This window comes from Dactylosporangium sp. CS-033363 (assembly GCF_050942475.1).
Classification (GTDB): Bacteria; Actinomycetota; Actinomycetes; order Mycobacteriales; family Micromonosporaceae; genus Dactylosporangium.
Genome location: NZ_CP192032.1, coordinates 7,730,490 through 7,755,947 on the forward strand (window position 1 = coordinate 7,730,490; position 25,458 = coordinate 7,755,947).

22 protein-coding genes and 1 tRNA gene are annotated in these 25,458 nt (G+C 72.6%); 11 read left to right on the plus strand and 12 right to left on the minus strand.

The annotated features are described in order from the left end of the window. Positions 1 to 226: 226 nt before the first annotated feature. Positions 227 to 883 (minus strand): TetR family transcriptional regulator, encoded by a 657-nt coding sequence (locus ACQPZ4_RS35820; RefSeq protein WP_433045825.1) that lies wholly within the window; start codon positions 881 to 883, stop codon positions 227 to 229. Between the two features lie 23 nt (positions 884 to 906). Between ACQPZ4_RS35820 and ACQPZ4_RS35825 the strand changes: the two genes are divergently transcribed. Continuing rightward, a complete protein-coding gene (locus tag ACQPZ4_RS35825; RefSeq protein ID WP_433045828.1) occupies positions 907 to 1,332 on the plus strand; it encodes an SRPBCC family protein in 426 nt (141 codons plus the stop codon). A gap of 241 nt (positions 1,333 to 1,573) precedes the next feature. On the opposite strand, the gene ACQPZ4_RS35830 is transcribed toward ACQPZ4_RS35825, so the two are convergent. From ACQPZ4_RS35830 to ACQPZ4_RS35845, 4 genes are all read right to left on the minus strand, one after another. Next, positions 1,574 to 2,650, minus strand: a complete 1,077-nt coding sequence (locus tag ACQPZ4_RS35830; protein ID WP_433045831.1) for a serine hydrolase domain-containing protein — start codon at positions 2,648 to 2,650, stop codon at positions 1,574 to 1,576. 341 nt (positions 2,651 to 2,991) lie between these two features. After that, positions 2,992 to 3,711 (minus strand): hypothetical protein, encoded by a 720-nt coding sequence (locus ACQPZ4_RS35835; RefSeq protein WP_433045834.1) that lies wholly within the window; start codon positions 3,709 to 3,711, stop codon positions 2,992 to 2,994. A 26-nt stretch (positions 3,712 to 3,737) separates the two neighbouring features. Continuing rightward, positions 3,738 to 5,039 carry a M20/M25/M40 family metallo-hydrolase gene (locus tag ACQPZ4_RS35840; protein ID WP_433045837.1) on the minus strand — a complete coding sequence of 434 codons (1,302 nt, stop codon included), beginning with the start codon at positions 5,037 to 5,039 and terminating at the stop codon, positions 3,738 to 3,740. 85 nt (positions 5,040 to 5,124) lie between these two features. Continuing rightward, entirely contained in the window at positions 5,125 to 5,970 is an 846-nt protein-coding gene (locus ACQPZ4_RS35845; protein WP_433045840.1) for an SGNH/GDSL hydrolase family protein, read from the minus strand. 91 nt (positions 5,971 to 6,061) lie between these two features. Here ACQPZ4_RS35845 and ACQPZ4_RS35850 point away from each other — a divergent pair, with 91 nt between their 5' ends. The 7 genes from ACQPZ4_RS35850 (at position 6,062) to ACQPZ4_RS35880 (ending at position 16,254) form a co-directional block, all read left to right on the plus strand. Beyond that, entirely contained in the window at positions 6,062 to 6,634 is a 573-nt protein-coding gene (locus ACQPZ4_RS35850) for a hemerythrin domain-containing protein (RefSeq protein WP_433045843.1), read from the plus strand. Between the two features lie 185 nt (positions 6,635 to 6,819). After that, positions 6,820 to 6,904: transfer RNA gene (locus ACQPZ4_RS35855), tRNA-Leu, on the plus strand. Between the two features lie 786 nt (positions 6,905 to 7,690). After that, a complete protein-coding gene (locus ACQPZ4_RS35860; protein WP_433045846.1) occupies positions 7,691 to 9,688 on the plus strand; it encodes a DUF4153 domain-containing protein in 1,998 nt (665 codons plus the stop codon). A gap of 331 nt (positions 9,689 to 10,019) precedes the next feature. Next, positions 10,020 to 11,702 (plus strand): helix-turn-helix domain-containing protein, encoded by a 1,683-nt coding sequence (locus tag ACQPZ4_RS35865; RefSeq protein WP_433045849.1) that lies wholly within the window; start codon positions 10,020 to 10,022, stop codon positions 11,700 to 11,702. 224 nt (positions 11,703 to 11,926) lie between these two features. Then, entirely contained in the window at positions 11,927 to 14,236 is a 2,310-nt protein-coding gene (locus tag ACQPZ4_RS35870; RefSeq protein WP_433045852.1) for a baseplate J/gp47 family protein, read from the plus strand. Positions 14,237 to 14,435: 199 nt separating this feature from the next. Beyond that, positions 14,436 to 14,639, plus strand: coding sequence for a cold-shock protein (locus ACQPZ4_RS35875; RefSeq protein ID WP_433066808.1), 204 nt, complete (start codon positions 14,436 to 14,438; stop codon positions 14,637 to 14,639). 304 nt (positions 14,640 to 14,943) lie between these two features. Continuing rightward, positions 14,944 to 16,254 carry a ricin-type beta-trefoil lectin domain protein gene (locus tag ACQPZ4_RS35880; protein WP_433045855.1) on the plus strand — a complete coding sequence of 437 codons (1,311 nt, stop codon included), beginning with the start codon at positions 14,944 to 14,946 and terminating at the stop codon, positions 16,252 to 16,254. 39 nt (positions 16,255 to 16,293) lie between these two features. Here the strand turns inward: ACQPZ4_RS35880 and ACQPZ4_RS35885 are convergent, their stop codons facing one another. Further along, positions 16,294 to 19,062, minus strand: coding sequence for an FtsX-like permease family protein (locus tag ACQPZ4_RS35885; RefSeq protein ID WP_433045858.1), 2,769 nt, complete (start codon positions 19,060 to 19,062; stop codon positions 16,294 to 16,296). 104 nt (positions 19,063 to 19,166) lie between these two features. On the opposite strand from ACQPZ4_RS35885, the gene ACQPZ4_RS35890 reads away from it, so the two are divergent. Further along, positions 19,167 to 19,343 (plus strand): hypothetical protein, encoded by a 177-nt coding sequence (locus tag ACQPZ4_RS35890; protein WP_433045861.1) that lies wholly within the window; start codon positions 19,167 to 19,169, stop codon positions 19,341 to 19,343. A 47-nt stretch (positions 19,344 to 19,390) separates the two neighbouring features. Here the strand turns inward: ACQPZ4_RS35890 and ACQPZ4_RS35895 are convergent, their stop codons facing one another. From ACQPZ4_RS35895 to ACQPZ4_RS35915, 5 genes are read right to left on the minus strand one after another with little or no spacing between them, the layout of a single operon-like run. After that, complete coding sequence (locus ACQPZ4_RS35895) at positions 19,391 to 19,816, minus strand: S26 family signal peptidase (RefSeq protein ID WP_433045864.1); 426 nt, start codon at positions 19,814 to 19,816, stop codon at positions 19,391 to 19,393. Then, a complete protein-coding gene (locus ACQPZ4_RS35900; protein ID WP_433045867.1) occupies positions 19,813 to 20,505 on the minus strand; it encodes an ABC transporter ATP-binding protein in 693 nt (230 codons plus the stop codon). Before ACQPZ4_RS35900 ends, ACQPZ4_RS35895 begins: the two co-directional genes overlap by 4 nt. Beyond that, entirely contained in the window at positions 20,502 to 21,254 is a 753-nt protein-coding gene (locus tag ACQPZ4_RS35905; RefSeq protein ID WP_433045870.1) for an AfsR/SARP family transcriptional regulator, read from the minus strand. The genes ACQPZ4_RS35900 and ACQPZ4_RS35905 overlap by 4 nt, the downstream gene beginning before the upstream one ends. Beyond that, the gene (locus ACQPZ4_RS35910; protein ID WP_433045873.1) at positions 21,251 to 23,107 is read right to left on the minus strand and encodes an ABC transporter ATP-binding protein; all 1,857 of its coding nucleotides are present in this window, start codon (positions 23,105 to 23,107) and stop codon (positions 21,251 to 21,253) included. The genes ACQPZ4_RS35905 and ACQPZ4_RS35910 overlap by 4 nt, the downstream gene beginning before the upstream one ends. Beyond that, a complete protein-coding gene (locus ACQPZ4_RS35915; protein ID WP_433045876.1) occupies positions 23,104 to 23,604 on the minus strand; it encodes a peroxiredoxin family protein in 501 nt (166 codons plus the stop codon). Before ACQPZ4_RS35915 ends, ACQPZ4_RS35910 begins: the two co-directional genes overlap by 4 nt. Before the next feature lie 185 nt (positions 23,605 to 23,789). Here ACQPZ4_RS35915 and ACQPZ4_RS35920 point away from each other — a divergent pair, with 185 nt between their 5' ends. Beyond that, the gene (locus tag ACQPZ4_RS35920) at positions 23,790 to 24,461 is read left to right on the plus strand and encodes an HAD family hydrolase (protein ID WP_433045879.1); all 672 of its coding nucleotides are present in this window, start codon (positions 23,790 to 23,792) and stop codon (positions 24,459 to 24,461) included. Positions 24,462 to 24,546: 85 nt separating this feature from the next. Here the strand turns inward: ACQPZ4_RS35920 and ACQPZ4_RS35925 are convergent, their stop codons facing one another. Continuing rightward, on the minus strand, positions 24,547 to 24,849 hold the full coding sequence (locus tag ACQPZ4_RS35925; protein WP_433045882.1) for a hypothetical protein: 303 nt from the start codon (positions 24,847 to 24,849) through the stop codon (positions 24,547 to 24,549). A 192-nt stretch (positions 24,850 to 25,041) separates the two neighbouring features. Between ACQPZ4_RS35925 and ACQPZ4_RS35930 the strand changes: the two genes are divergently transcribed. After that, a complete protein-coding gene (locus tag ACQPZ4_RS35930; RefSeq protein WP_433045885.1) occupies positions 25,042 to 25,374 on the plus strand; it encodes a TfoX/Sxy family protein in 333 nt (110 codons plus the stop codon). Positions 25,375 to 25,458: the final 84 nt, after the last annotated feature.

Genomic DNA, 25,458 nt, shown 5'->3' on the forward strand with positions numbered 1-25,458 from the left:
GGCTCGCACCCGATTCGACCCGGCGCGTCACCATACGCAGCCGCGGTGTATCGAGCACATCGGGAAAACGCCCTACCCCCTGCCGCCGACCGCGCGGGGCCGGGCCTAGGAACTTCGGCCGACGGCAGCGGGCCGTCCGGGCTGAGTCTTCGCGGCCTCGGGTCCTCGCCGCCGCCGGTCCTCGCCGCCGCCGGTCCTCGCCGCCGCCGGTCCTCGCCGCCGCTGTTCAGCCCCGCCGCTCGCCGCCGCCGGCGTTTTCGCCCCGCTGCTCGCCGCCGCCGGCATTTTCGCCCCGCTGCTCGCCGCGGCCGGCGTTTTCGTCCCGCTGCTCGCCGCCGGCGGACTCGATGTCGTACATGCGGACGAACAGCTGGTACGCCTCGTCGACCTCGGCCGGTGGGGCGCCGGCGAGCAGGTCGAGCAGCAGGCCGCGGGAGGCCGCGACGCCCAGGCGCAGGGCGGCGCGGTCGGGCTCCAGGCCCATCTGCCGCGCCACCGCCGACGCGTCGTCCAGCCAGGTCGTGGTCAGGCCCTCCAGCAGCGGGCCGGTGTCCTTCGCGCCGCGGGCGGCCAGCGCGAACACCTCGAAGAACAGCCGCACGAACGGGCGCAGCTGCGGGCTGGACACCTGCCGCCACAGCCCGGTCATCACGTCGCGCGGGTCGCCCCCGGCCAGGTCCGCCATCGACGCGCGCTGCTGGGCCTCGATCGCCGTGACGATGGCGGCCAGGAGCCCCTCGCGGGAGCCGAAGTGGTACAGCAGCATGCGGTGGCTCGTCCCGGCGCTCGCCGCGATCTCCCGGAGGCTGCGGTCGGCGAGGCCGTCGCGGGCGACCGCCTCGATGACCCGGGCCAGCAGCGCGTCCCGCGACTCTCGTTCCATGTACCAAATGGTACAGTGGGCGCATGCTTCGAGAACACAGCACCCTCGTCGACGCCGCGCCGGCTGTGGTCTGGCGCCTGACCACCGATGTCGAGCGGTGGCCCACCTTCATGCCCACGGTGCAGGCGGTGACCCCGCTCGATCCCCCGCCGTCGCAGGTCGGCGGGTCCGCCCGGGTGAAGCAGCCCGGCCAGTCCGCGGCCGTGTGGACGGTGACCCGGTTCGAGCCGATGACCGAGTTCACCTGGGAGACCCGGCGGATGGGAATGCGCATGGTCGGCCGGCACCGCCTCGCACCCGAGGCCGGCGGCACCCGCAACACGCTGTCCATCGAGGTCCACGGGGCCGGGGCCGGGCTGTTCGCGGTGCTCTTCGGTGGCCTGATCGCCCGGGTCCTGCGGCAGGAGAACGAGGCCTTCCAACGCGCCGCCGGCCAGGTCGCGGCCTGATCGACCGGCGACCGACCGCCGCCGCGAGGCCGGCGCAGCCACCGCGAGGCCGGCCCAGCCACCGCGAGGCCGGCGCAGCCGCCGCGAGGCCGGGATCAGCAGGGCCGCGGCGGCGGCGAGCAGCACCCCGAGCGGCGGCAGGATGTCCGGCACCCCGCCGCCGCCCACTTCAGCCGGCGTGTCCAGTCACATCGGCATCGCCATGCCCTCAGCGAACGCCGGTCGCCGGCACGGAACCGGGTCAAACGGCGCGCCCGGCGAACACCGCGGCCACGAGTCGCTGCGTCACCTGCTGGAACGGCACGGCCAGGGTCATCTCGGCGTCGTCGACGTAGTTCAGCGCCGCCGTCAGGGTCGTGGCCGCGTCGGGCGTGCTGTACATCAGCGCGGCGTGCCCGGCGGTACCGCCGTTGTGGGTGATGAGCTTCCCGCCGCCCGGCGCGTCCTGGACGAACACGCCGAGGCCGTAGCCGACCTTCGCCTCCGGCGCGCACATCTCGGCCACCAGCGGCGCCGGCAGCAGGCGCCCGTCCAGCAGCGCGGCGATGAACGTCTGCAGGTCGGCGGTGGTCGAGATCAGGTCGCCGCCGCTGGAGATCCACGAGGGGTCGTGCCGGGTGACGTCGATGGTCCGGCCGTCGTACCGGTAGTACCCGTGCGCGTGCGGCTCCGCGATCTCCGGCCCGCTCGGCGCCAGCGTTCCCGACAGCCCGAGGGGCTCGACGATCCGGCCCCGCAGCTCCTCGGCGTACGGGTTGCCGGTGAGCCGCTCGATGAGCAGCCGGAGCAGCACGTAGTTGGTGTTCGCGTAACTCCAGTCGGTGCCCGGCGCGAACCGGGCGGGCCTGGCCAGCGCGAACCGCACGAGCTCCTCCGGCGCGTGGGCCTGGAACCGGCTCTCCGCCCACGCGCGGCCCTGCGACAGCGGGTTCGGCATCCCCGTCACGACGGTGCCGTCCTCGTAGTACTCGCCGGTGAAGTTGAAGATGCCGCTCGTGTGCTGCAGCAGCATCCGAACCGTGATCCGCTCGTCGAGGCCGAACTCCGGCAGGTGGGCGGCGACCGCGTCGTCCAGGCCGGCCCGCCCCTCGCCGACGAGCTGCAGCACGATCGCCGCGGTGAAGGTCTTCGTGTTGCTCCCGATCCGGTGGTACCCGTCGAGCGTGGGCCTGATCTCGCCGCCCAGCTCGCTCGCCCCGGCGGTGCCGGACCACTCGCCCCGCGCGTCGCGCACCCGCAGCTGTACCCCGATGAAGCCCGAACCGACGCACTCGTCGATGATCTGCTGCAACTCGTCCCGCTCAATGTTCTGTGTCATGCGAGCAACGGTGCCGGTCAGCGCTGTCACGCCCCTGACAGCATGCGGACACGCCCGGCCGCCGCACGTCACCCGCGTGGCGGCGCCGCGCCGTCGACGGGCCGGCGGGCGGCTCAGCCACAGGCGGACAGCCCACCGCCAGTCGTGCGGACAACGCCGGACCACGCCGACAAGCAGCGCCGCGGGCACCGGCAGCAGACACATCACCGAGCCGTGGGCGAGCAACGCCACGGCGACCGCGGCGCGGCGAGGCCCCGGACGCACACCGGCCCCGGACCGCGGTGGGCTGCCCCCGGAGGAGGGCGGCGCAGCGGGCCGGGGCCGTCAGGCGAGTGCGCGCGTCAGCGCCGGTCGGCGGCCTCGTCGGCCGTGGCCGCCGGGGCGGCCTCCTCCTCGTCGTCTTCCTCGTCGTCCTCGGGGAGGTCGTCCTCCAGGTCGGCGAAGGCGTGCTCGTCGAGGCGGTCCACCACGCGGTCGGCGGCGGCGAGGGCGAACGGGCCGGCGCCGTCGTTGTCCTCGTAGGTCTCCGGGTCGAGCGGGGTCTCGACCTCGGCCACGATCACCACGCCGTCGAGGGACTCGAGCTCCGGGATGTCCAGGGCGCCCAGCGAGCCGTCGCCCGCCTGCATGAGCTCCAGGACGGCCTCGCCGACGGTCTCGACCGCGGCGCTGTCGCCGTCGCCGGGGTTGGCGCGGCGGGCCGCCTCGGCCACGGCGAGCAGGGCGCCGACGCTCGGGATGCGGTAGTCGCGGCGCTGGCGGACCGAGATCACCCGCGGGTGCGGGTCCTCGGCGTCGGCGCCGTCCACGATGCCGACGCCGAACTGGCGGTCGGCCTCCTCCGGGTCGATCGCCTCGACGTCCCACGGGGTGACCTCGCCGAACTCGTCGAGCAGCAGCTCGTCGTAGCTGTTGGAGGCGTTGTTGAGCTCCACATAGGCGCGCCACACCTCGTCGTCGTCGGCCCGCCCGTTGGCGGCCTTGACCGCGGCAAGGTGCTCGCGGGCCGCCGCGATCACGCGCTCGAGCGCGGCGTCAAGCTCCGCGTGCCGGTCGGTCATGATGGGATCCCCCTGATGAAGATGAATTAGGACTGCTGCAGGAACCGGTCGAGCACTCGCACGCCGAACTGTAGTCCCTCCACGGGTACGCGCTCGTCAATGCCGTGGAACAACGCGCCGAAGTTCAGGTCGGCCGGCAGGCGCACCGGGGAGAAGCCGAAGCAGCGAATGCCCAGCTTGGCGAACTGCTTGGCATCGGTACCCCCACTGAGCATGTACGGCACCGCGATCGCCCCTGGGTCCTCCGCCCGCAGCGCCGAGGACATGGCCGCCACCAGCGCTCCGTCGAACGTGGTCTCGATCGCGGGCTGGCGGTGGATGTACTCGAGCTCGATGTCCGGCCCGACGATCCGGCGCAGCTCCTCCTCGAACAGTTCGGACTGCCCGGGCAGCGTCCGGCAGTCGATCGTCGCGGAGGCCCGCCCGGGGATCACGTTGTCCTTGTACCCCGCGGCGAGCCGGGTCGGGTTCGCCGTGTTCCGCAGCGTCGCACCGATGATCATCGCGATCGGCCCGATCTTGCCGACGGCCTGCTCGGGGTCGTCGAGGTCGAGCTCGATGCCGAGGATCTGCGACACCTGCTCCAGGAACGCCCGCACGGTCGGCGTGAGCACCACCGGGAAGCGGTGCGTGCCGACCCGCGCGACCGCCTCGGCCAGCGCCGTCACCGCGTTGTCGTCGTTGATCATCGAGCCGTGCCCGGGCCGGCCCTTGGCGTGCAGGCGCAGCCAGTCGATGCCCTTCTGCGCGGTCTCGATGAGGTAGAGCCGCTGGTCGCCGCCCACGCTGACGCTGAACCCGCCGACCTCGCCGATCGCCTCGGTGACCCCCTCGAAGTGCTCCGGGTGCCGCTCGACCAGGTACTGCGCCCCGTACGTGCTCCCCGCCTCCTCGTCGGCGACGAACGCCAGCACCACGTCGCGGGGAGGCTTGCGGCCCTCGCGCTTCATCTGCCGTACGAGCGCCAGGACCATCGCGTCGAAGTCCTTCATGTCGACGGCGCCCCGGCCCCAGAGGTAGCCGTCCTTGACCTCGCCGCCGAAGGGGTCGACCGACCATTCCGACGCATCAGCCGGTACCACATCCAGATGGCCGTGGATCAACAGCGCTTCCCGCCCCGGGTCCGCGCCCTCGAACCTGGCCACGACGCTGGCCCGGCCCGGCTCGCTCTCGTAGATCTCCGGCTGGAACCCGACCTCGGCGAGCTTCTCCGCCACGTACTCCGCGGCGACCCGTTCCCCGGCGCTCGTGTCGAGGTCACCGGTGTTGGTGGTGTCGATGCGGATCAGGTCCCGGCAGATTTCGATGACCTCGTCGGTGGCGTCCATGAGGAAGTCATATCAGGCGCCACCGACAGTTTTGGCGGTGGTCCGGCGACGACTACCGAGTGTCGCCGCCGGATCACCCTGCGAATCACCAGCCGAAGCCGGCCGCGTACGTTATGGAGGCCAGGACCGTCTGCCCGGCCGCATTCGGATGGAAGTAGTCCCAGGTCGAGACCTGTGACAGGACGAACTGGTAGCCGAAGACCGCCCCGCCGTCGTACTTGCAGTTCGCCCCGTAGGCGGCGCAGGCTGAGGCCAGCTGTGCGTTGAAGTCGACGACCCGCTGCCGCACCCGGTCGCGCCGGGCGGTGTCGGCGGACGACGTCGACGAGGGGTTGGCGAGCATCGACTGGCAGACGCCGAAGAGCGACCAGACGGTACGAGCGGATCCGTTGGCACTTCCCACCTGCCAGAGCCGCTTCAGGTCGGGAATGCTCACCAGCAGGATCTTGGCGTTCGGCAGCCCGGCCTTCAGCGTGCCCAGCGCGGAGTCGAGCGACGCCCGGAACGCGGCGACACTGGTCATCGACGCCTCCGAGCTGGTGCAGGCGTCGTTGGCCCCGATCAGGATCGTGACGTAGGCCGCGCCCTGGCTCACCGCGGTGCCGGCCTGCCCGGGCATGTCGGCGACCTTGGCCCCCGACTTGGCATCGTTGAAGTTCTTGCCGTTGATCGCCGGATTCACCGCCCGGATGCGCAGGTAGTGGCTGTTCACGGCGGAGTCGGAACCGGTACTGAAGGATCGGCTCGGGCAGTCGACATACCAGCCGCAGGCGTTGAACCCGCGGGAGATCGAGTCGCCCATCGAGGCGATGGAGCCGGGCGGCGGGCCCGGAGCCGCGGCGGCCGGGACGGCGGTCCCCAGCTGCGCGGCGAACATCACGGCGGCGGTGAGTGCGGCGAGGGTGGCGGCTCCTCGCCAGGTCAGTGCCATGGCGGCCCCTTTTATTGATAGATGTGCATGCGATGGTACTGGCGGGTAACCGGCCGTTTCAAGACTTCAGCGCCCGGGTAACCGCCTGCCCGTGAGCGGACTGCCACCCTTGCCACCCATCGACGGCGACGCGACCGGCCGCAGCATGATCGACCTGCTCGACGAGGAACACGAGCAGCTCGACCGCCTGTGCGCCCGCGCCGAGACCGAACCCGCAGCCTCCGACGTCCTGGTGGCGACCCTCGCGCGCCACTTGTCGGCCGAGGAGCAATACCTCTATCCAGCTGTTTCGTCGGTACTGCCGGCAGGCGCCACCATCGCCTCCCGCGAACTGGCCGCCGACGCAGAACTCCTGGTGGCCCTGCGCCGCCTGCACACCAACGCCGATCGCTCGTCGTTGCGGACGGTCACCGAACACGTGCGCGAGCACACCCACCGCACCGCCGGGGAGCTGTTCCCGGCCCTGCGCTCGCGGTGCACCGAGGAGCAACTCGTACGCCTGGGCAACCGCGTGGAGATCGCTCGCTCGGCCGCGCCCACCCGCCCCCACCCCGGCACCCCGTCCACCCCGCCGCTGAACAAACTCGTGGACCCGGCCCTGGGCGTCGTGGACAAGGTCATGGACGCGCTGACCCGCCGTACAACCTGGGAAGAAGATCTTTAAAACCCGACGTTTATCGATCACCGAACCCTGGGTAAACCCCTCGCAGACGCGCAGCGGCCGGCTCCCCCCTCCGGCCGCTGCGGCGCGTCGACCCCCCGATTTCTCAAGATCGGCGGGGACCGTGTAACGTATCGCGTGGCCGTTGGGCACGGGGTCTTCGGACGCCGAGTACAATGGTCCAGCCGGTCGAAGTGGCGGAATGGCAGACGCGCTAGCTTGAGGTGCTAGTGCCCTTTATCGGGCGTGGGGGTTCAAGTCCCCCCTTCGACACAAACCCGCACGCGCAGATATTTTGCGCAAATGGGTCACGCCGGTTCGAGCGTGCGCTCCATCTTCGTGCAGAGCACGACGACTTCCTGCCGTTTTAGGTGTTCGGCGAGCTGCCGACCGGACGGATCCCCGCTGCGCGCCGGGATCATGTCCCGCAGGAGCTCGATGAGCCCGTCTTCGCGGACGTAGCCGGTAGCGGTGCGCCATACCCCGCCTGGCCGACGATCCGGCAGAGAGCTGCTGCACCTCGGGCCCGGCTGCCGTCTCCATCACCACCCACGTGACGAGGACCAGCTACCCGAACTGCGCCGCCGGCACCGATCCGGCCCGGCGCCCCGGCTGCCTCCCCCGCAACAGCACCCGCCTCCCAGGAGATCAGCACCCGCGCCCTGTTGCAGCGCTTCACCCTGCCCGCCTCACAGCGGAGCATCGTCGGGCTGGTGGCGCACACCGCCGGTTCTCCGCGTTGGACCGCCCGGCGCCCCGTCCCGGGAAGCCACATTTTCGCAGGTGGACGGTGGTTCAACGTCCCACCGTCCCAAGTGTGCGCCACGGGCTGGTCCGCGGCCGCGCGGCCATGCCACGATCCCTGCCGCCGGGCCATGCAGGGAAATCCGGTCCGGACCAAAGCGCCAGTTGGCGCCACGCCCATCATCTCCGCCCTGCCGTCTTACGCGCCGTCACAATTTGTGACAACCCGCCGAACTGGGCGAATCGGCGGGACGGCGACGGACGGTGAGCACGGGCGTGGTCCGGCAACTGTCCACCGACACGTGGAGCTACCCAATGACCGACGCCGTACCCGACGAAGTCGATCCGACCGTTCAACCGCCCGTGGCCGTGCCGTATCTGCTGGCGATGCCCGACGGCGACGGCCGGCCGCAGCCGGCCGCCTGGCCCGGCACCTCCGCGGGGCAGACGACGTGGGCGATTCCGGTGACGGTTCCCGCGGGAACCCCGGGATTCGCCGTGTTCGTGCCGCTGGTCCCGGGCGCGGCGGCGGCCAAGCCTGTCGAGGGCATGACGGCTGCGCCCGTTGAGCCCGAGCCGGTCACGCCCGTTGTGGTCACGGCCGCCGCGCCTGTTGAGGACCTGCCCGACTACGAGCTCGACGAAGACAAGAAAGACGACGAGGAAGACGACGAGGAGACTGTCGCACCGCCGCTGGTGCAGCAGCAGTCGGGAACACCGCCGGCTGACGCGCCCTTCCCGCCGAATCCTGGGATGCCCCCGTTCGGGCCCTATCAGACCGTTCCGCGGCTCATGCCGCCGCCACGACCGCTGCCACCCGGGTTCCTGGAAGCACGTTGGCCCGGGCCGAGGCCCGCGAGCGGCTGGCGCGTACCGGTCGCCGTGCTCGCCGGTGGACTCGTCGCTGCGATCGTCCTGCCCGGCATGCGGGTCGGCGTCGGCTGGTTCCTCGGCGGGTTCGCGCTCGTCGCCGCGGTCATCGCCGGCATCTGGCCGGCCGCCGTCGCGCTGCCGAAGGCCGATCGTGCGATGCGGGCGGTCTGGGCCGGCTCCGCGGTCGTCCTGCTGTCGGTGCTGGCGTTCCGCAACGCCTGGTGGCTCGTCACGTTCTGTGTGCTGGGAGCGCTCGGCTGCGCCGCGTTGGCCATCGTCGGCGGCCATCGCGTCCGCTCCATAATGTTCAGCCTCGTGGCGGCGCCGTTCGCGGCCCTGCGCGGCATCCCGTGGGTGGCCAAGCACCTCAGTGTCACCGGTGACCGGCACGGCAAGCCCCGCCGCACCCAGCGCGTCGTCTGGTCGGTCATCATCACGGCCCTGTTCGTGCTGGTCTTCGGCGCGCTGCTCTCCTCCGCCGACGCCGCGTTCTCGCAGGTACTCTCCGCCGTCATCCCAACGGTCAGCGCCGGCCGCGTGTTCCTGTTCGTCCTGTGCGCGCTGATCGCCGTCGCGGCCGTCTACACCGTTGCCGCGCCGCCGGACCTGTCCACCATCGACAAGCCGGGCACCGCTCGGCTGGGCCGCCTGGAGTGGGGGCTGCCGATCGGGGCACTGGTCCTGCTGTACAGCGGCTTCGTCGTCGTGCAGGCCACCGTCCTGTTCGGCGGCCGGCACCACGTACTGCAGACCGCCGGCCTCACCTACGCCGAATACGCCCGCAGCGGCTTCTGGCAGCTGGCGACCGTCACCGTGCTGACGATCGCCGTGCTGGGCGGCGTGACCCGCTGGGCCGGCCGCGAGGACCGAGCCGACCGCATCCTGCTACGCACGCTGCTCGGCCTGCTCTCGTCGCTGAGCATCGTGATCGTGGTGTCGGCGCTGTCCCGCATGTACGCCTACCAGAAGGTTTACAGCTTCACCGGCGAGCGCATCTTCGTGATGGCATTCGAACTGCTCCTCGGCACCGTGTTCATCATGATCATGGCGGCCGGCATCCGGTGGCGCGGCGCCTGGATTCCGTCGACGGTCGTCGGTCTCTCGGTCGTCATGCTGCTCACCCTCGCGGTGCTCAACCCGGAGGACTACGCGGCCCGCCGCAACATCGCGCGCTACCAGGAGACCGGCAAGATCGACGCCTGGTACCTGCGCGCCCTGTCCGCCGACGCCACCCCGGCCCTGTCGACCCTCCCGGACCTGGTCCGCCGCTGCACGCTGAGCTGGATCGTCGACGACCTGGCCGAGCCGGACCCGTGGTACGGCTGGAACCTCGGCCGCGAACACGCCCGCGACGCCCTGGGCCGCGTGGGCGCGTCCGGCATCGGTGGCTCGAGCGACTGCCAACGGGCCGACCAGTTCGACCTTCCGAAGACACGCTGACGCGCCACGACTCGCTCAGCGGGCTGACGTCAACCGTGTAGGAGCCGATCCGGTCGTAGAGGTCCCCGGCAAAGTCGGCCACTTCGGGATGGGCGGTGACCGGATGCCCCCGTTTCGCACCCGCTCACCGTCGCCGTTGGCTCGGACCGCCGCTCCCCCAGCGGTCCGGGCCACCGTGCTGGCAGTCTGTCTGCCCCGTGGTACGGGCGCCAGGTGCCGGGACCGATCTGGGACGGAGAGACGGCGGAGACGGGTTGACCTGCGGGGATGTCGCGGTCTTGGGACGGCCGCTAGGATACGGCCCGCCCCGACACCTGGAGAGATGACGGCGATGCCGCACCGTCCCGGCGAGCTTGCCGCGCTGCTGACCGCGCTGAAGGACCGCAGCGGGCTCAGCTATGCCCGCATCGGGCAGAAGACCAACCTGAGCAAGTCGACGGTGCACCGGTTCGTCGCCGGGGCGGCAGTGCCGCAGGACTTCGGCACGGTGGAGCGGATCGCCATGGCGTGCGGGGCGGACCGTGACGAGCTCGACCGGCTCTATCCGCTGTGGGCCGCTGCCCCGCGACAAGACCCGGCCGCCACCGCAGAACCCGCCGCCACCGCAGAACCCGCCGCCACCGCAGAACCCGCCGCCACCGCAGAACCCGCCGCCTCGCCGAAGGCCGCCGTTGCGCCGGTGCCGCGGCGCCTCGCCCTGTACGCCGGGCTGGCCGCCGCGCTGCTGGTGCTGGCGGGTGCGGTCGCGGGGGTGTGGTGGCGGGGCAGGGAAGAACGGCCGCAGACCGTGCCGTCGAGCGCGACCCCGCAGTGGATCAGCGGTCCGAGCTGGACGCTGCCCGCGCGACCGGTCCCGCCGGAGTACTTCGGGGTGACGATCAACAGCGCCACCGGGCACATGCCGGGGTTCACCACCGGCGCGGTGCGCCTGTGGGACAGCGAGACGAGCTGGTCGCGGGTGAACCCGGCGCGGGAACGGTTCGACTGGACAATCCTGGACCGGCTCGTCGCAGGGGCCGCCGCCGCCAGGCTGCCGGTGCTCTACACGATGGGCGGCACACCGGCCTGGGCGGCGCCCAACGGCAAGCGGTCGGTCTACCCGGACAACGCGAAGTCGTCGCCGCCGGACGACCTGGCGGTGTGGGACGCGTACGTCAGGGCGCTGGTCGGCCGGTACAAGGGCCGCATCGCCGCGTACGAGCTGTGGGTGCTCGCCAACGACGCCCGGATGTACACCGGCAGCGTCGAAACCCTGGTCGAGATGACCCGCCGGGGCAACGCGATCATCCGCGCCACCGATCCCGACGCCACCGTGGTCTGCCCGGGCATGGGCAACCTGTGGAATGCCGAGGGCCAGCAGGTGCTGCGGGAGTTCGCCCGGCTCGGCGGCTACGAGTACTGCGACGCTGCCGCCGTCAAGCTGTACCAGCGCTCGCCGGAGGACCCGCCGGAGACGATGCTGGAGCTGACCACGCAGATCGACCGGCTCTTCCACGAGGCGGGCCTGCACCCGCCGCTGTGGAACACCGGCACGACCTACGAAATCCCGCTGGAGGGCCAGCTCGACCGGGCCCGCGCCCGCGACTACGCCGTCCGCTTCTACCTCGTCGGGCTGCTCGCCCGGACCACGAACCTGAACCGCATGTACTTCTACAACTGGGGCGGCACGAAGATCCCCATCGTGCTGCAGGCCGACGAGGGCGAGCCGACCGAGGCCGCCCTCGCCGTGCAGCAGTTGCAGCGCTGGCTCGCCGGCGCGCAGATCCGCTCCTGCGGCCACGGCGAGCCCGCCGGCCTGCCCCCGTACGCGTGGCAGTGCGAGTTCATCGTGCCGACCCCGGCCGGCGACCGGCGCGCCGTCATCCGCTGGACCCACACCGGATCGGCACGCATGCATGCCGAGGCCACGGCGGAGGCCCTGCTCCGACTCGACGGCACGACGGAGCCCCTGGCCGGCGGCGCTGAGCTCACCCTGACCGAAACCCCCGTCATGATCCGCTACAGCGACCTGTGACATTGGCCCACAACCCGCCAACGACAAGGTGGTCGGGGCGCGCCCCCGCCATCACGTTCCCACCAGCCAACGGCGACATCGTCCCGTCGATCCGGTTGGCTCTTCGTCGATGGGTGCGGTCCTGGCGTCCCGGTGTTGTCGTTCGAACGGGCGGCGCCCGGAGACGGGTGCCGATCCGATAATGCGGTGACCGTCCGAACATCGACGACTACCGGAGGTGCGTGTTGACCGCGTCGCTACCGAATCTCGATCGGCTGCCGGAGAAGGTGTACGTGGAGCTGCTCGCGCTGCTGGGCGTCACCCGGCGACCGCCGGCCGCGGCCGCCGCCGACCTCGTGTTCACCCGGGTCGGCACGGGCGACGGGCCCGTCACGATCCCGGCCGGTACCCGGGTCGGGGCGGCCGGTGGCCGCGAACCCGTCGTGTTCGCCACCGCCGCGCCGGCGACGATCGAGCCGGGCCAGACCGCGGTCACCGTGCGCGCCTGTCACGGGGTGGCGGTCGACGGCGACCTGGTGGGCGAGGGCACCGGTGTTCCCGGGCAGGTCCTGCGGGCCGCCGGGGCGCCCATCGTGCGCACCTTCGCGCCCGACGACGTGCTGCTCGGGGTGGCCATGCCGGCGGCGGCCGTCCGCGGGCCGGCGGTCCGCGAGTTCCGCGGGGTCGCCTACGAGCTGTGGCGGCCGGTGGAGGCGTTCACCGGCGCCGGCCGGGAGTACCTGCTGGATCGGGTCGCGGGCACGGTCACCTTCGGCCCGGCGGCGGACGCGGTGCCACCGGCGCGGGCGCAGATCCGGATGTGGTACTGGACCGGGGGCGGGCTCACCGGCAACGTCGCCGCCAACACCCTGACCGTGCTGCGCGACCGGATCCCCGGGGTGAGCGTCACCAACCCGGCGCCGGCCCGCGGCGGGCAGGGACTGGAAAGCGCGGCGGCGGCCCTGAGCCGGGCGCCGTACGAGTCGTTCGCACCGCGGCGCGCCGTCTCCGCCCGCGACTTCCGGGCGCTCGCCGCCCGGTTGGACGGCATCGGCCGGGCGGACGCCTGCTCGGCCGGGCCGCCGGGCGGGATCGAGGCGGTGCTCGTGCCGGACGTGGCTGCGCAGGACCGGCCGGGCTGGCGGTTGCCGGTCGAGGTGCTCACCGGCCGGGAGGCGGCCGACGTGCTCGAAGCGGCCCGGCGCGACCTGGACGGCCGGCGGTCGCTGGCCACGAGCCTGCACACCGGCTGGGCGCGGTACAAACCGGTGTCGGTCCGCGGCCGGGTGGTCGTCGCGGCCGGTGAGGACCCGGACGCGGTCCGCGCCCGCGTCCACGAGCACCTGTTCCAGGCGATCAGCCCGCTGCCGACCCCGGGCAGCCCCGACGGCTGGCCGTTGGGCGAGCCGCTGCGGGCGGCCGACGTCGCCGGTGTCGTGGCGCGGGCCGCGCCCGCCGGGTCACGGGTGGAGGAGTTGCGGTTCGTGGTGCCGGACGCGCCCGACGGCCGGATCCGGACCCTCGCCGGCTGCCCGGCCGAGCCCGGGGCCTGGTTCACCGGCAGCGGCGAGGTGGTGTTCCGGTCCGCCAACGGCGGGGCGGGGTGGGAGGCGGCCGGCCGGTTCCCCGGCGAGGAGGTACGCCGGGTGGTGCCGGCAGCGGACCGGTCGGTCGCGGTCGTCACCGCCACCGGCGACGGGCACGCCCGGGTGTACCTGTCGGCAGATCTCGGCGAGCGGTGGGCGGGACCGATCGAGCTGGAAGCCGCGGTGACCGCGGCGGCGTGGGTGGATCGCGGCGCGGCGGCCGTGCTGTTGCTGGCCACCGATGCGGGCCTCTACGAACTGTCCGCGCAGCCGGGCGCGGTGCCGATGCAGGTGGTCGTCGATCCGGCCGACGCGGACCGCGGCTTCTCCGCCATCTCGGCGTTCGTCTCCGCCGATGGTGTCACCGGGGTCGCCGTCGCGGCGCAGGCACGTCAGGGTGTGTACCTGTCGACGGCGGGCGGCCGGGCCGGCACCTTCACCCCGGCCGGATTGTCCGATGTGGACGTCCGGACGCTGGCCGTGCAGCAGGACGGAGCCGCCACGGTGCTGTGGGCGGGCATCGCCGAGGCGGACCCCCGCCGTCCCGGGGCGGGCGCGCAGCGGGCCCGGCTGTTCGAGGCCGCCGTCACCTGGCAGGCCGTGTCCAGCGGCTGGACCGGCGGCACCTGCTGGGACCTGGCCTTCGACGGCCCGACCGCGCTGGCCGCCTCGCAGAACGGGGGTGTGCTCCGGTTGGCGACCGGTGCGGCCGGTCCGAACTGGCTGCCGGCGGACATCAACTGCGGCCTGCCGTTGCGCGACCGCACCCGGTTCGCCCCGGTCGAGGCGGTCACCGTGTCCGCCGGCGTGGTGCTGGCCGGCACCGGCCTCGGCGTCCACCTGCGGACCGCCGCCGACCGGTGGGTGTCCGCCGCCGGCCGGGAGAACCGCGAGACGGTGACGATCCCGCCGGCCTGGCTGCTGTGCTCCGGCGAACACGACGTGACGGTGGTGCGCGACACCGCCTGACCGGGACCGGGGCGCAGTGCCTGCCGGGTCCCGCGGCGGCGATAACAGGCCGCTGGACATAGTCCACGAGGCGGCTGGTGTCACGCAGGCTACCGTGGGACGACGTCGACCCCGGGAGCAGGGTAAGGTCTGTCTCGGGTGGGAGTTCATCGTCGGCGATTGGCGAGGAACGGGTTCCCACCGCTATCAGGAGGAACGTGTGGCTAGCGGTACCGTCAAGTGGTTCAACTCCGAAAAGGGCTTCGGCTTCATCCAGCAGGATGACGGAGGCGCGGACGTTTTCGTTCACTACTCTGCCATCGCCAGCAGTGGATACCGCGAGCTCGCGGAGGGTCAGAAGGTTGAATACGAGGTGACCCAGGGGCAGAAGGGTCCGCAGGCGGAGAACGTCCGCGGCGTCTGACCGGTCCCCCGGCAAGCACCACACAGCATGTAGGAGCGCCCGCACAGGTTCTGTGCGGGCGCTCCCGCTGTCTCCGCCGTTCCATTGATCATGGCCGCCAGCAGCATTCTCGCCTCTTGCGCGAGTTCGTCGCTTGGCATGGCAGGTCATTGACAAGAAAGTTTCGAGTCACTCACCATAGTGAGAGCGCTCTCACGTCCGCCGCGTGGGGGCTCGAACAGGCGTTCCGCCAATCGCACCAGCTCCGCCCCTACTCGAGAAGGGCGCATTCGCTGTGGGAATCCAACAAGAACGCACACCCCCCGTGCACCGTGTCCGGCGCCTCATGGTCCTCCTCACCGCGGCCGTCACCGCACTCGTCGGCATGGTGGTCGTCCAGCAGCAGCCCGCACATGCCGCGTGGAACCTCGTGTGGGCCGACGAGTTCAACGGGTCCGGCGCGCCCAGCAGCGCCAACTGGAACTACAACGTCGGCAACGGCCTCAACCCCGGCCTCAATGCCTTCGACGGCTGGGGCAACGGCGAGTGGGAGTGGTACCGCCCCGAAAACTGCACCCAGTCCGGCGGCAACCTCGTGATGCGCGCCAACTGGAACACCACGCCCCTCACGGTCAACGGCCGCAACTTCTACCAGACGTCGTGCCGCATGACGACGGACACGAAGCGGTCCTTCCAGTACGGCCGGATCGAGGCGCGCATGGCGCTGCCGACCGCCACCGGCTCCTGGCCGGCGTTCTGGATGCTCGGTGACGCGTGCGACGAGACGTCCACGGGCGCGTACAACCCGGCGCAGACCTACTACGACCGCCTGCCCACCAACTGGGCCAGTTGCGGCGAGGTCGACATCATGGAACACGCGAACGCGAACGCGACCGTCACGAACAACATCTTCTGGGATCTGCGGACCGGCGTGTTCCCGTGGACGGCGGGTCAGAACGCCAACTACGTCGCGAACCCCGCCGTCAACAACGCCGCGGCCTTCCACGTCTATGCGATCGAGTGGACGGCCGCGCAGATCCGCTGGTACGTCGACAACGTGCAGACGCACGTGATCGACACGACACCGGCGACCCTGGAGGAGTTCCGCAAGCCGTTCCACGTCATCTTCAACCTGGCGCTGGGCGGCTCGTACCCCGGGCAGAACCCCGTGCAGGGCCAGTTCCCGCTCACCGCATCGATCGACTACGTGCGCTACTACCAGGACGGCGGCGGCACGCCGGGCGGCTCGGCGACGCAGATCAACGGGCCGGGCGGCAAGTGCGTGGACGTGGCCGGCAACGACACGGGCGGCAACGGCGCGGCCGTGCAGCTGTGGACGTGCCAGGGGTCCGCTGTCTCGCAGGACCAGCAGTGGACCTGGAACGGCCAGACCCTGCGGACGCTGGGCCGGTGCCTCGATGTCACCGGCGCGGGCACGGCCAACGGCACGAAGGTGCAGCTCTGGGACTGCAACGGCAGCGGCGCACAGACCTGGGTCCAGGAAGGGAACCGGTTGCGCAACCCCAACTCCAACCGGTGCCTGGACTCCCCGTCAGGCGCGACCGCGGATGGCACGCGACTGCAGATCTGGGACTGCAACGGTACGGGCGCACAGTACTTCGTGAAGGCCGCGTGACGGTCAGGGCGCGGGAGCGGACCGGCTCCCGCGCCCTGGTCACTCCTCGGCCAGCAGGCGTGCGGTCGGCAGCCGGCGCAGCGACCGTACCGGCAGGATCGCCGCCGCCACCGCCAGCACCGTGCCGGCCAGCGCGGCGGCCGCGGCGATCGTGTACGAGACCGTGCTCAGCTCGGAGCTCAGCAGCGCGGCGGTGCCCAGCGCGAGGCCAGACCCGGTCGTCGCGCCGAGGACGCCGATGGCGAGCGCCTCGTACGCGGCCAGCCGGGCCAGCGGGGCGTCCGCCCAGCCGACGGCGCCGAGCAGCGCGAACTCGGCCGACCGTTCGCGGATGTTGACGTACAGCACGTCCGCCACCGTGGCCGCGCCGAGCAGCGTGGTCAGGGCGGCCGCGATGTAGTCGGTGCTCTGGACCTGCACGGTGATCGCGTCGCCCAGGACGGTACCGGAGACGCTGCCCCGGAATGTCAGGTTGATGATCATCAGCAGGGTCAGCGAGGCGATGCCGAGGGCGAGGCTCACGGCGCCGAGGACGGTCCGGCCGGGCGCGCGCAGCACGTTGCCCAGCGCCAGGCCCGAGACGCGGCGGGGCACCCGGCCGCGGCGGACCAGGGCGACCGCCGGGCGGACCGCCGCGCCCGGGTCGGCCCGGGTCGCCCGCCACGCCGGTGGCAGCGCCGCCAGCGCGCTCAGCAGCAGCGCGGCCGGGACCGAGAGCAGGGCGTAGTCGGCGCCGAGGGGCACGCCGAGCACGCGGGACAGCGTCAGCGCCAGGATGGTGCCGAGCAGTCCGGCCACCGCGCCGACGGTCACCGACTCGCCGATGACCAGCGCGAACAGCCGCCAGCGGGCCCAGCCGAGGCAGGCCAGCACGCCGAGTTCCGTGGCCCGGGTCCGTACCGCCGCGCTCGCCGCGTTGCCGACCGCCAGCGCGCACGCGACCAGGACCAGGATCGCCAGTACCAGCGACTTTCGGTCCACGGCGGCCACGATCGTGGTCGCGACGCCCAGCCGCAGCCAGTTCTCGCGGACCGCCATGGCGGGCCGGCCGTACTTCCCGGCCGGGAGCTGCACCGAGACCCCGGCCGCCGACGACCCGGCGACGACGTCGACCCGCAGCCCGGTGCTCAGGTGGATCTGGTCGGCGACGGCGCGCACCCGCTCCTGCGAGTACGCGTCGATGCCCACGTCGCCGGCGACCCGTACGCGCACCATCGAGATCGGCGCGTCGCCGTTCACCCCGTGCGCGGCGTCGACGTCGGTGTACGGGTCGCGCTGCAGCCTGGGCAGCGCCGACAGCGTGGTGAGCAGGTGCGGGCGCTGCCCGAGCGGCCCGGCGAAGTCCGTTGTCGGCTGCAGCACCCGGTCGCCGAGGGCCTGCCGCGCCGCCGGGTCGGCCGCCGTCGCCTCGGCCCCCGCGTACAGGTCGAAGGGCGACCGGGACAGTTCCGGGCCGAGCCGCACCTTGGCGGGGTCGTAGACGCCGACGCCCCGCAGGAAGGTCCGGTCCTTGTCCGACTCGTCGACGCCGTGCCGGACAAGGCTGCGGACCGGGTCGTCGGCGAGGCCCACCGGCAGGGGCCGGCCATCCGGGTAGGCGTGCGGAACCTTGCCCCATTCGCTGCCGTTGTACGGCACCACGCTCGCGGTCCGGCCGGGGCCCGTCAGCGTCATGGCGCTGGTCGTCCACCAGTCGCCGATGTCGGAGGTCCCGAGCCGCGGCGTCTCGGGGCTGTGCTCGGCGGCCGGGTGCGCGATCGCGTCGAGCAGCGTCGGGTACACCTCCTGTGCCGTGTACGTGCGCGAGGCCAGCGCGGTGGCGGGCATGGTCTCGTAGTAGGGCACGGCATTGTCGAGCCGCATCCCGGCGCCGGTCTTGTCGGCCGCGTCGCCGCCGAGGCGCGCGATCTCGACGTGCAGCTGCTGGTCGAGGTCGAGGCGGCCGGAGGCGAGGACCGGGATGCCGGCGGACTGGTCGGACTCGGGCAGGTACGCCCCGGAGGTCACCGCACCGTCGAGCCCGTCGAGCTTCGCCTCCTGCTCGGGGTCGACCGCGGCCAGCAGCAGCGGCACCGGGAACAGCAGCTGGACCTGCGCCCGCCCGACCGAGTTGGCGCTCGACGCCGGGTCGCGCGACCAGCAGCGGGCCTGCGTGCGGTCCTGCGGCGCGAGCGGTTTGACGTTCTCGAAATAGCCGGTCTGGTGCTCGCACACGGTGGTCACGCCGCCCGGGCCGTGTTCGTGGATCTCCGGCATCTTCGGGAAGGTGCCGTCCGTGTACATCTTGCCGATGACCACCGGATCGCCGGGGATGTACTCCAGGTTGTTCGGCGTGACGTAGAGGTACTGCGAACCGTCGGGGATGCTGCTCAGCCCGCTGTCGCCGACGGCGGTCGGCCGCAGCCGCAGCACCTGGCGGGCGTCCGCGGCGCCACCGGCGTACTCGGTGAGGTCGACGGTGATCTGCGCCGTCTGCATCACGTACCCGACCATCGCGACCGGCGCCGCCACCGACACACCTTGGATGTCGAGGATGCGCCGCCACTGCGCGGTGCTGATCCCGCCGTACGTCGAGCTGACCCGGTCCGTGCTGATCAACCCGTCGTCGTCGCCGGCGGCGGGCGGCCGGACCAGAATGTCGTACATCGACCGGAAGTTGTCGTTGACGGTACCGGTGACGCGCACCTGCGATCCGCGCGAGGCCGACGCCAGCAGGGCGAAGCTCGCCACGGCGACAGCGACGGCCGCGATGGTGGCGACCAGCCGGCCACGGCGGAAACGCAGCTGCGCGCGGATGAGCGAGATCAACGGACCCTCCTGAGGGGAGCGAAACGGTAACGAATCGTTAGCCCGGTTCCGCAGACTCCGACCAGCCAGCGGCACTCGGCCGGTGGACAGCGGAGGGAACCTTCATGGTCAACAAACTCAGGGCGGCCGGCGACCGGATGCTCGGCGCGCTGCTGCCGAAGCAGACCGCCCACGCGTACTACTGCTGGAAGAACTACTCCGCGTCGGCCTGCGGCGGCGCGGCCGAGGAGTGCTGCCACTACCCGGAGAACAACAACATCACGTACTGCTGGTGCCTCTGATCGCATAAACGTCACGCCCCGGGCCGGCTTCCGGTTCCGGGGCGTGTTCATGCCAGCCGCCCGGCCATCACGCCGACGACGTCGGTGACCGCGGCGAAGCCCCAGTGCCGCGAGTCCGCGCTGGCCCACGGATGGTCGCCGATCACGACGACCCGGCCCGCCGGCACCAGGTCGCCCGCGTGCCCGCCGACCACGGCCAGCACCGAGTCCGGTACCGGATCGCCCGCGAGGGCCGCGACCCGCTTGACGATCAGGTCGCCGCCGAGGTCGCGCTGGCCGGCGACGGGGTGCAGCACGACGATCCGCCCGGTGCGCAGCCGCCGGGTCCGCAGCACCAGCAGGCGGCTGCCGGACGGCAGCGTCGGCTCCATGCTCGGGCCGGCGACGGTGACGACGAGCAACTGCCGGCGGGCCGCCACCAGGGCACCGGCCACGACCACCACCGCCGCGGCGGCCCACGCCGCTGCCGTCACCGGGCCACCAGCCGGCCGTCGAGCATGTCGACCACCCGTTCGCACCGGTCCGCGATGGCGGCGTCGTGCGTGCTGAGCACGATCGTGATGTGGTGCCGCTCGCGCAGGCCGAGCAGCAGCTCCAGGATCGCACCGCCGGTGTGCGAGTCGAGGTTGCCGGTCGGCTCGTCGGCCAGCAGCAGGCGCGGGCGCGTGATGAGCGCGCGGGCGATCGCCACCCGCTGCTGCTGCCCGCCCGACAGCCGCGACGGCAGCGCGCCTTCCCGGCCGGCCAGGCCGACCGCGGCGAGCAGCTCACGGGCCCGTTCGGCGCGGTCGAAGCCCAGGTTGCGGTAGGGCAGCACCGGGACGAGCACGTTGTCGAGGGCGGTCAGCGCCGGCAGCAGGTGGAAGCGCTGAAAGACAAAGCCGACCCCGCGCCGGTACTCGGCCAGCCGGCTCCTGCTCGCCGCGGTGAGCTCCTGGCCGTCGACCGCGATCGAGCCCGAATCGGCCCGCTCGATCGCGCCGATCAGGTGCAGCAGCGTCGACTTGCCGGAGCCGGACGGCCCGGTGAGCGCCGTCAGACCACCCGGCTCCAAGGTCAGGCTCACCCCGTCGACGGCGGCGAGTCGCTCCCCGTTGCCGAGCAGGAAGGTCTTCACCACGTCGCGCAGGACGACGCCCGCCCCGTCCGTCCCCGCCGTCACGACGGGTACCCGATGGACGCGGCGAGGCGGCGCAGGCGGCCGCACGGCTCGACGCCGAGCTCGCGGCTGAGGATCGTCCGGCAGCTCTCGTACGAGGCGATCGCCTCCAGCGGCCGCTCCATCCGGATGAGCGCCAGCATGTGCAGCTCGCGGAGCCGGTCCCGGAACGGGTGTTCGTCCAGCAGCGAGCCCAGCTGGTGCAGCACCTCCCGGTGCCGGCCCAGGGCGATCTCGAACTCGGCGCGATCCTCCGCGGCGGCGAGCCACCGGTCGGCGAGGCGGGCCGCCGCGGCCCGGATCGCGGGTGCGGTGACGTCGGCGAACGCCGGCCCGCGCCACAGGGCCAGGGCGGCGGTGAGCAGCCGTACCGCGCCCGCGGGGTCTTCGGGCGCCCGCGCGGCGGCGTCGGACACCAGGCTGTCGAAGCCGTCGAGGTCGGAGCGCAGCGCCGCTCCGCTCAGCAGGTACCCCGGGGACCGGGTGACCAGGACCTCGGCCGGGCTGGCACACCCGGCCTCGGCGAGGGCCTTGCGCAGCGCGGAGACGTGCCCCTGCACCTTCGTGACCGCGGTCGTCGGCGGATCCTCGGGCCAGAGCACGTCGATGAGATGCTCGACGGTGAGCAGGCGGCCCTCGGCGAGCAGGAGCGCGGCGAGCACGGCCCGCTGCTTCGGGCCGCCCAGCGCGACCGGCCGGCCGTCGACGGCGGCCTCCAGCGGCCCGAGCACCTCGATCCGGATGTCGTTCATGTCTCTCCCCGTTGCGTCGTGGCAGCGTCCGCGAAACCCTCGGCCTGCAACCGGAACAGCTCCGCGTAGAGGCCGCCGGCGCCGATGAGCGCATCGTGGTCACCCTGCTCGGCGATGCGGCCGCCGTCGAGCACCACGATGTGGTCGGCCCGGCGCAGGGTGTTGAGTCGGTGCGAGATGAGCAGGCTGGTCCGCCCCGCCCGCAGTCGCCGCAGGGTCCGGTGCAGCTCGGCCTCGGCCCGCGCGTCCAGGCCTGACGAGGGCTCGTCGAGGATCAGCAGGTCGGCATCGGTGCGGATGAGCGCCCGGGCGATCGCGACCCGCTGCCACTGCCCGCCGGAGAGCAGCACGCCGGCCGGGTCGGCCGGCCCGGGACGCCGCCGGAAGGTGCGGCTGAGCATCGTGTCGTAGCCGTCGGGCAGGGCGGTCAGCGTGTCGTGCACGCCGGCCCGCCCGGCCGCGACGGGCACGGCGGCCGGGTCGGCGGCCGCGCGGCGCAAGGCGCCGAGGGCGATGTTGTCGTGCGCGGACAGCTCGTAGGAGACGAAGTCCTGGAAGACGGTGGCGATCCGGGCCCGCAGCTCGGCGACGTCGAGCTCGGCGACGTCGACGCCGTCCCAGATGATCCGGCCGCGGGTCGGCTCGTACAGGCGGCACAGCAGCTTGACGATCGTGGACTTCCCGGCGCCGTTGAGCCCGATCAGCGCCGTCGAGCGCCCCGGTGGCAGGGTCAGGCTCAGGTCGTGGAGTACGAACGGCTGCTCTTCACCGTAGCGGAACCACACGTGCTCGAACCGGATGCCGCGTTCGGGGCCCGGCGACTGCCGCGGCGCGACCGCCGCCGGAGGCTCGGCCGGAGCCGTCCGGCGGGCCGGCACGATCGCCAGGTAGTGCTCGAACAGCACCAGCGCGGCGTCGGCCGTGGCGATCTGGGTCACCGTGCTCGCCACCGTCGCCTGCACCGCGCCCAGCGCGGCGACGAGCACCGCCAGGTCGCCGACGCGCCCGTCGCCGGAGGCGAGGCGGATGACGGTGACGGCCAGCACCACCGCCGAGACCGCCGCGGTGAGCAGCGACAACGCGCCGTCCACGCGTGCGGTCGCGAGGTCGACCCGGCGCTCCGCCCGCTGCACGTCGCCCAGTTCGGTCAGCATCCGGGCGCGGAAGTACTGCCCGAGGCCGAACAGCCGGATCTCCTTCGCGGCCCGCAGGTCCAGCAGCAGGCCGGCGTAGAACGCCTGGCGGCGCTGGCGCGGGCTGTTGCCGGCGGTGGTGTCGGCCCGCATCCGGCTCAGCCGCAGCTGCGCCGCGAGCGTCGGCCCGGTCGAGGCGGCGACCAGGGCGGCGGCAAGCGGCGACAGCGCGACCAGCGAGGCGAGGAACCCGCTCAGCGTGATGGTCGCCTGCACCACCGCGAGCAGTGAGTTCGTGAGCAGCACCGGGCCCGACTGGCTGGACTGCCGGGCGAGCTGGACCCGGTCGTGGAAGGCCGGGCTCTCCAGCTCCGCCAGCCCCGGCGGGCGGACCACGGCCGCGAACAGTTCGGCCTGGGTGTGCAGGGCGACCTTCCGGGTCACCTCCTGGTCGAGGTACCGGGCCAGGTGCTGCATCACCGCGCCCGCCGCGCCGAGGACACCGAGGGCGGTGGCCTGCAGGACCAGGCGGCGCCCACCGCCGGCCCCGACCAGCCCGTCGATCAGCGCCTTCGCGAGCCAGGCGGCGGCCACCGGAACCAGGCCGGCCGCGACGGCGACGAGCAGCCGCAGCCAGGCCGTGAACGGCGCGGCCCGATGGTACGTGCGCAGCGCCCCGGCGAGCGCCGCCCCTCGCCGCTGCAGGGTACGGCGGCTCATCGGGCGACGAGGCGCAGACAGTCTTCGAAGGTGCCCTTGGCGGCGACCCGCCCGTCGGGGTCGACGAGCGCGTAGCTCGGCGTCGCCTTGGCCCCGAAGGCGCTCACGACCGCACCGCCCGGCGCCTCGGCGATGACCGTCCCGACCCGGCCGAGCGCCTCGGCGAGCCCGTTGGGGTCGGTGCCGCCGTACATCGTCAGGACGGGTACCGCGACGATCCCGGCCGCCGCCAGCCGCTCCTGCCGCCCGGCGAGCTCGGCCGCCTCCAGCACGCACGGCCGGCACGTGGTCGAGAAGAATCCGACGAGCGTCCGCCGGCCGATGAGGGCCGGCTCCGCCAGTGGTACCTCCGCGCCGACCGAGATCTCGATCAGCTCCCGCGCCGGCCCGGCGGACCCGGCGCGCTCCTCGTACGTCCGCAGCCGCCGGATGACGGCGGTGGTGAGCAACAGGTCGAGCACGACAAGCACGGTGAGCACGATGACGGCGGCCCCCATGATCGACACATTACCCACCGGTCATCTCCGTCCCACGCCATGCGCAGGCCACCACGATCAACCGGGCCCCCGCTCCGGACTCCGACACTCCATTGATTTCCATCTAATGTCAAGACGCAAAAAAAGTGTCGCCCCCGGCCCCGGCGGCAGGCCCCCGGCCGGCCGGCTCGTACTAGGCTTGCGGCGTGATTCGGGCCGTCATCGTGGACGTCGACGACACGCTGTGCCTCACCCAGGCCGCCTCGTTCGCGCTGGAGAACGAGGTTCTGGCGCAGATGGGCCGGCCGCCGATGCCGCTCGGCCTGCATCTGGCCACCTGGGGCGAGCCGCTGATGGAAGCCGTGCTCAAGCGGTCACCCGGCATCGATCTGGCCCGGTTCGCCGTGCTCTATCAGCGGGCTCTGGAGCAGCACGTCGCCGACGGGCGCCTGGACGTGATTCCCCCGGAGAACCTGCGTGCGCTGGACGATTTCGTGCTCGGTGGACGCTCCGTGCTGCTGCTGACGTCCCGCACCGAGGACGAGGTGCGGCACATGCTGGAGCCGGACCATGTCCTGGCCGAGCGCGTCAGCGGCGTCTATCACGCGGGCAACACCCGTTTCCGCAAGCCGGATCCGCGGGCATTCGACGAGCTGCTGGCCACGACCGGCATACCGCCGGCGCAGTGCGTCTACGTGGGGGACTCCCCCGGGGACGCACTGGCGGCCGGCGGTGCCGGCATGCGCTTCGTCGCCTGCCTGCAGAGCGGCGTGCGCAAGGCGGCGGATTTCGATCACCGCCACGTCGACGCCTTCATCGACACCTTCCCCGAGATCGTCGATGTCGTTCTGCGGCTCGATCACGGTGGACCGTCGTGAACGTCAGCCGCTCATAGCTCACCGCTCAGCCACCCGCCCTACCGGTCAGCGCACACGGCGTGCACGCGCGGACCGACAGCCGGGATCACGCCGTGAGGTCGACGAGCGCCAGGACCGGCTCGGCGCTCGCCGGCACGTCGCCGCCGCAGGCCCGGCCGCCGTACCGCAGGAAGCGGCGCCCGCTGCCGCCGATCGGCACCCAGGCCGCCGCATCCCGGCAGGCGTCCAGCCGCCACCGCCCGCCGAGCGTCAGGCCACCGAGGTCGAGGGCGCTGACGTGCAGACCGTCAACGGCGAGCAGGTCGTTGCCGAGGTGTACGGCGCCGGGGCCCGCGCTGAAGGTGCCGGAGTCGACGCTCGCCTGCCGGGACCGTGCCGCGCGCGTCAAGCCGGTACACCTTCGTCGTGGTGTTGCGGTCCTGCACGGCACCGGAAGCCCGCTCGCGCTTCCGGCGATCTCGTACGACTGCAGCGAACCCAAGCAGGCGCGGACGATCCGTGGCGGCCGTCGCGCTCCTCACCGCCGGCCGTCGCGAAGTTCGTCCCGCGTGAGGACACCGCCTGGTGCGACACTGTGGGCGTGGCCTACGACGAGGACCTCGCCAACCGCATCCGGGAGATCGTGCAGGGCGAACCGGCCCTGACGGAGCAGCGCATGTTCGGCGGCCTGGCGTTCCTGATCAACGGCAACATGGCGGTGGCCGCCAGCGGCCAGGGCGGCCTGCTCCTGCGGGTCGACCCCGCCGACACCCCGACGCTCGTGCGACGGCCCGAGGCGACCCGCTTCGAGATGCGCGGCCGGGAGATGGACGGCTGGCTGCGGATAGACCCGACGGGCCTGACCACCACACGCGGGCTCAAGTCCTGGGTGTCCCGGGGCGTCAGCTACGCCCGGTCCCTACCGGCCAAGTGACGCCTCCGGTGCCGTCCGTGCACCCCTGAACCACGCCCGCTGGGTCGAAACGTCAGGATCCATGACAACCATTTCGCGGCCCGG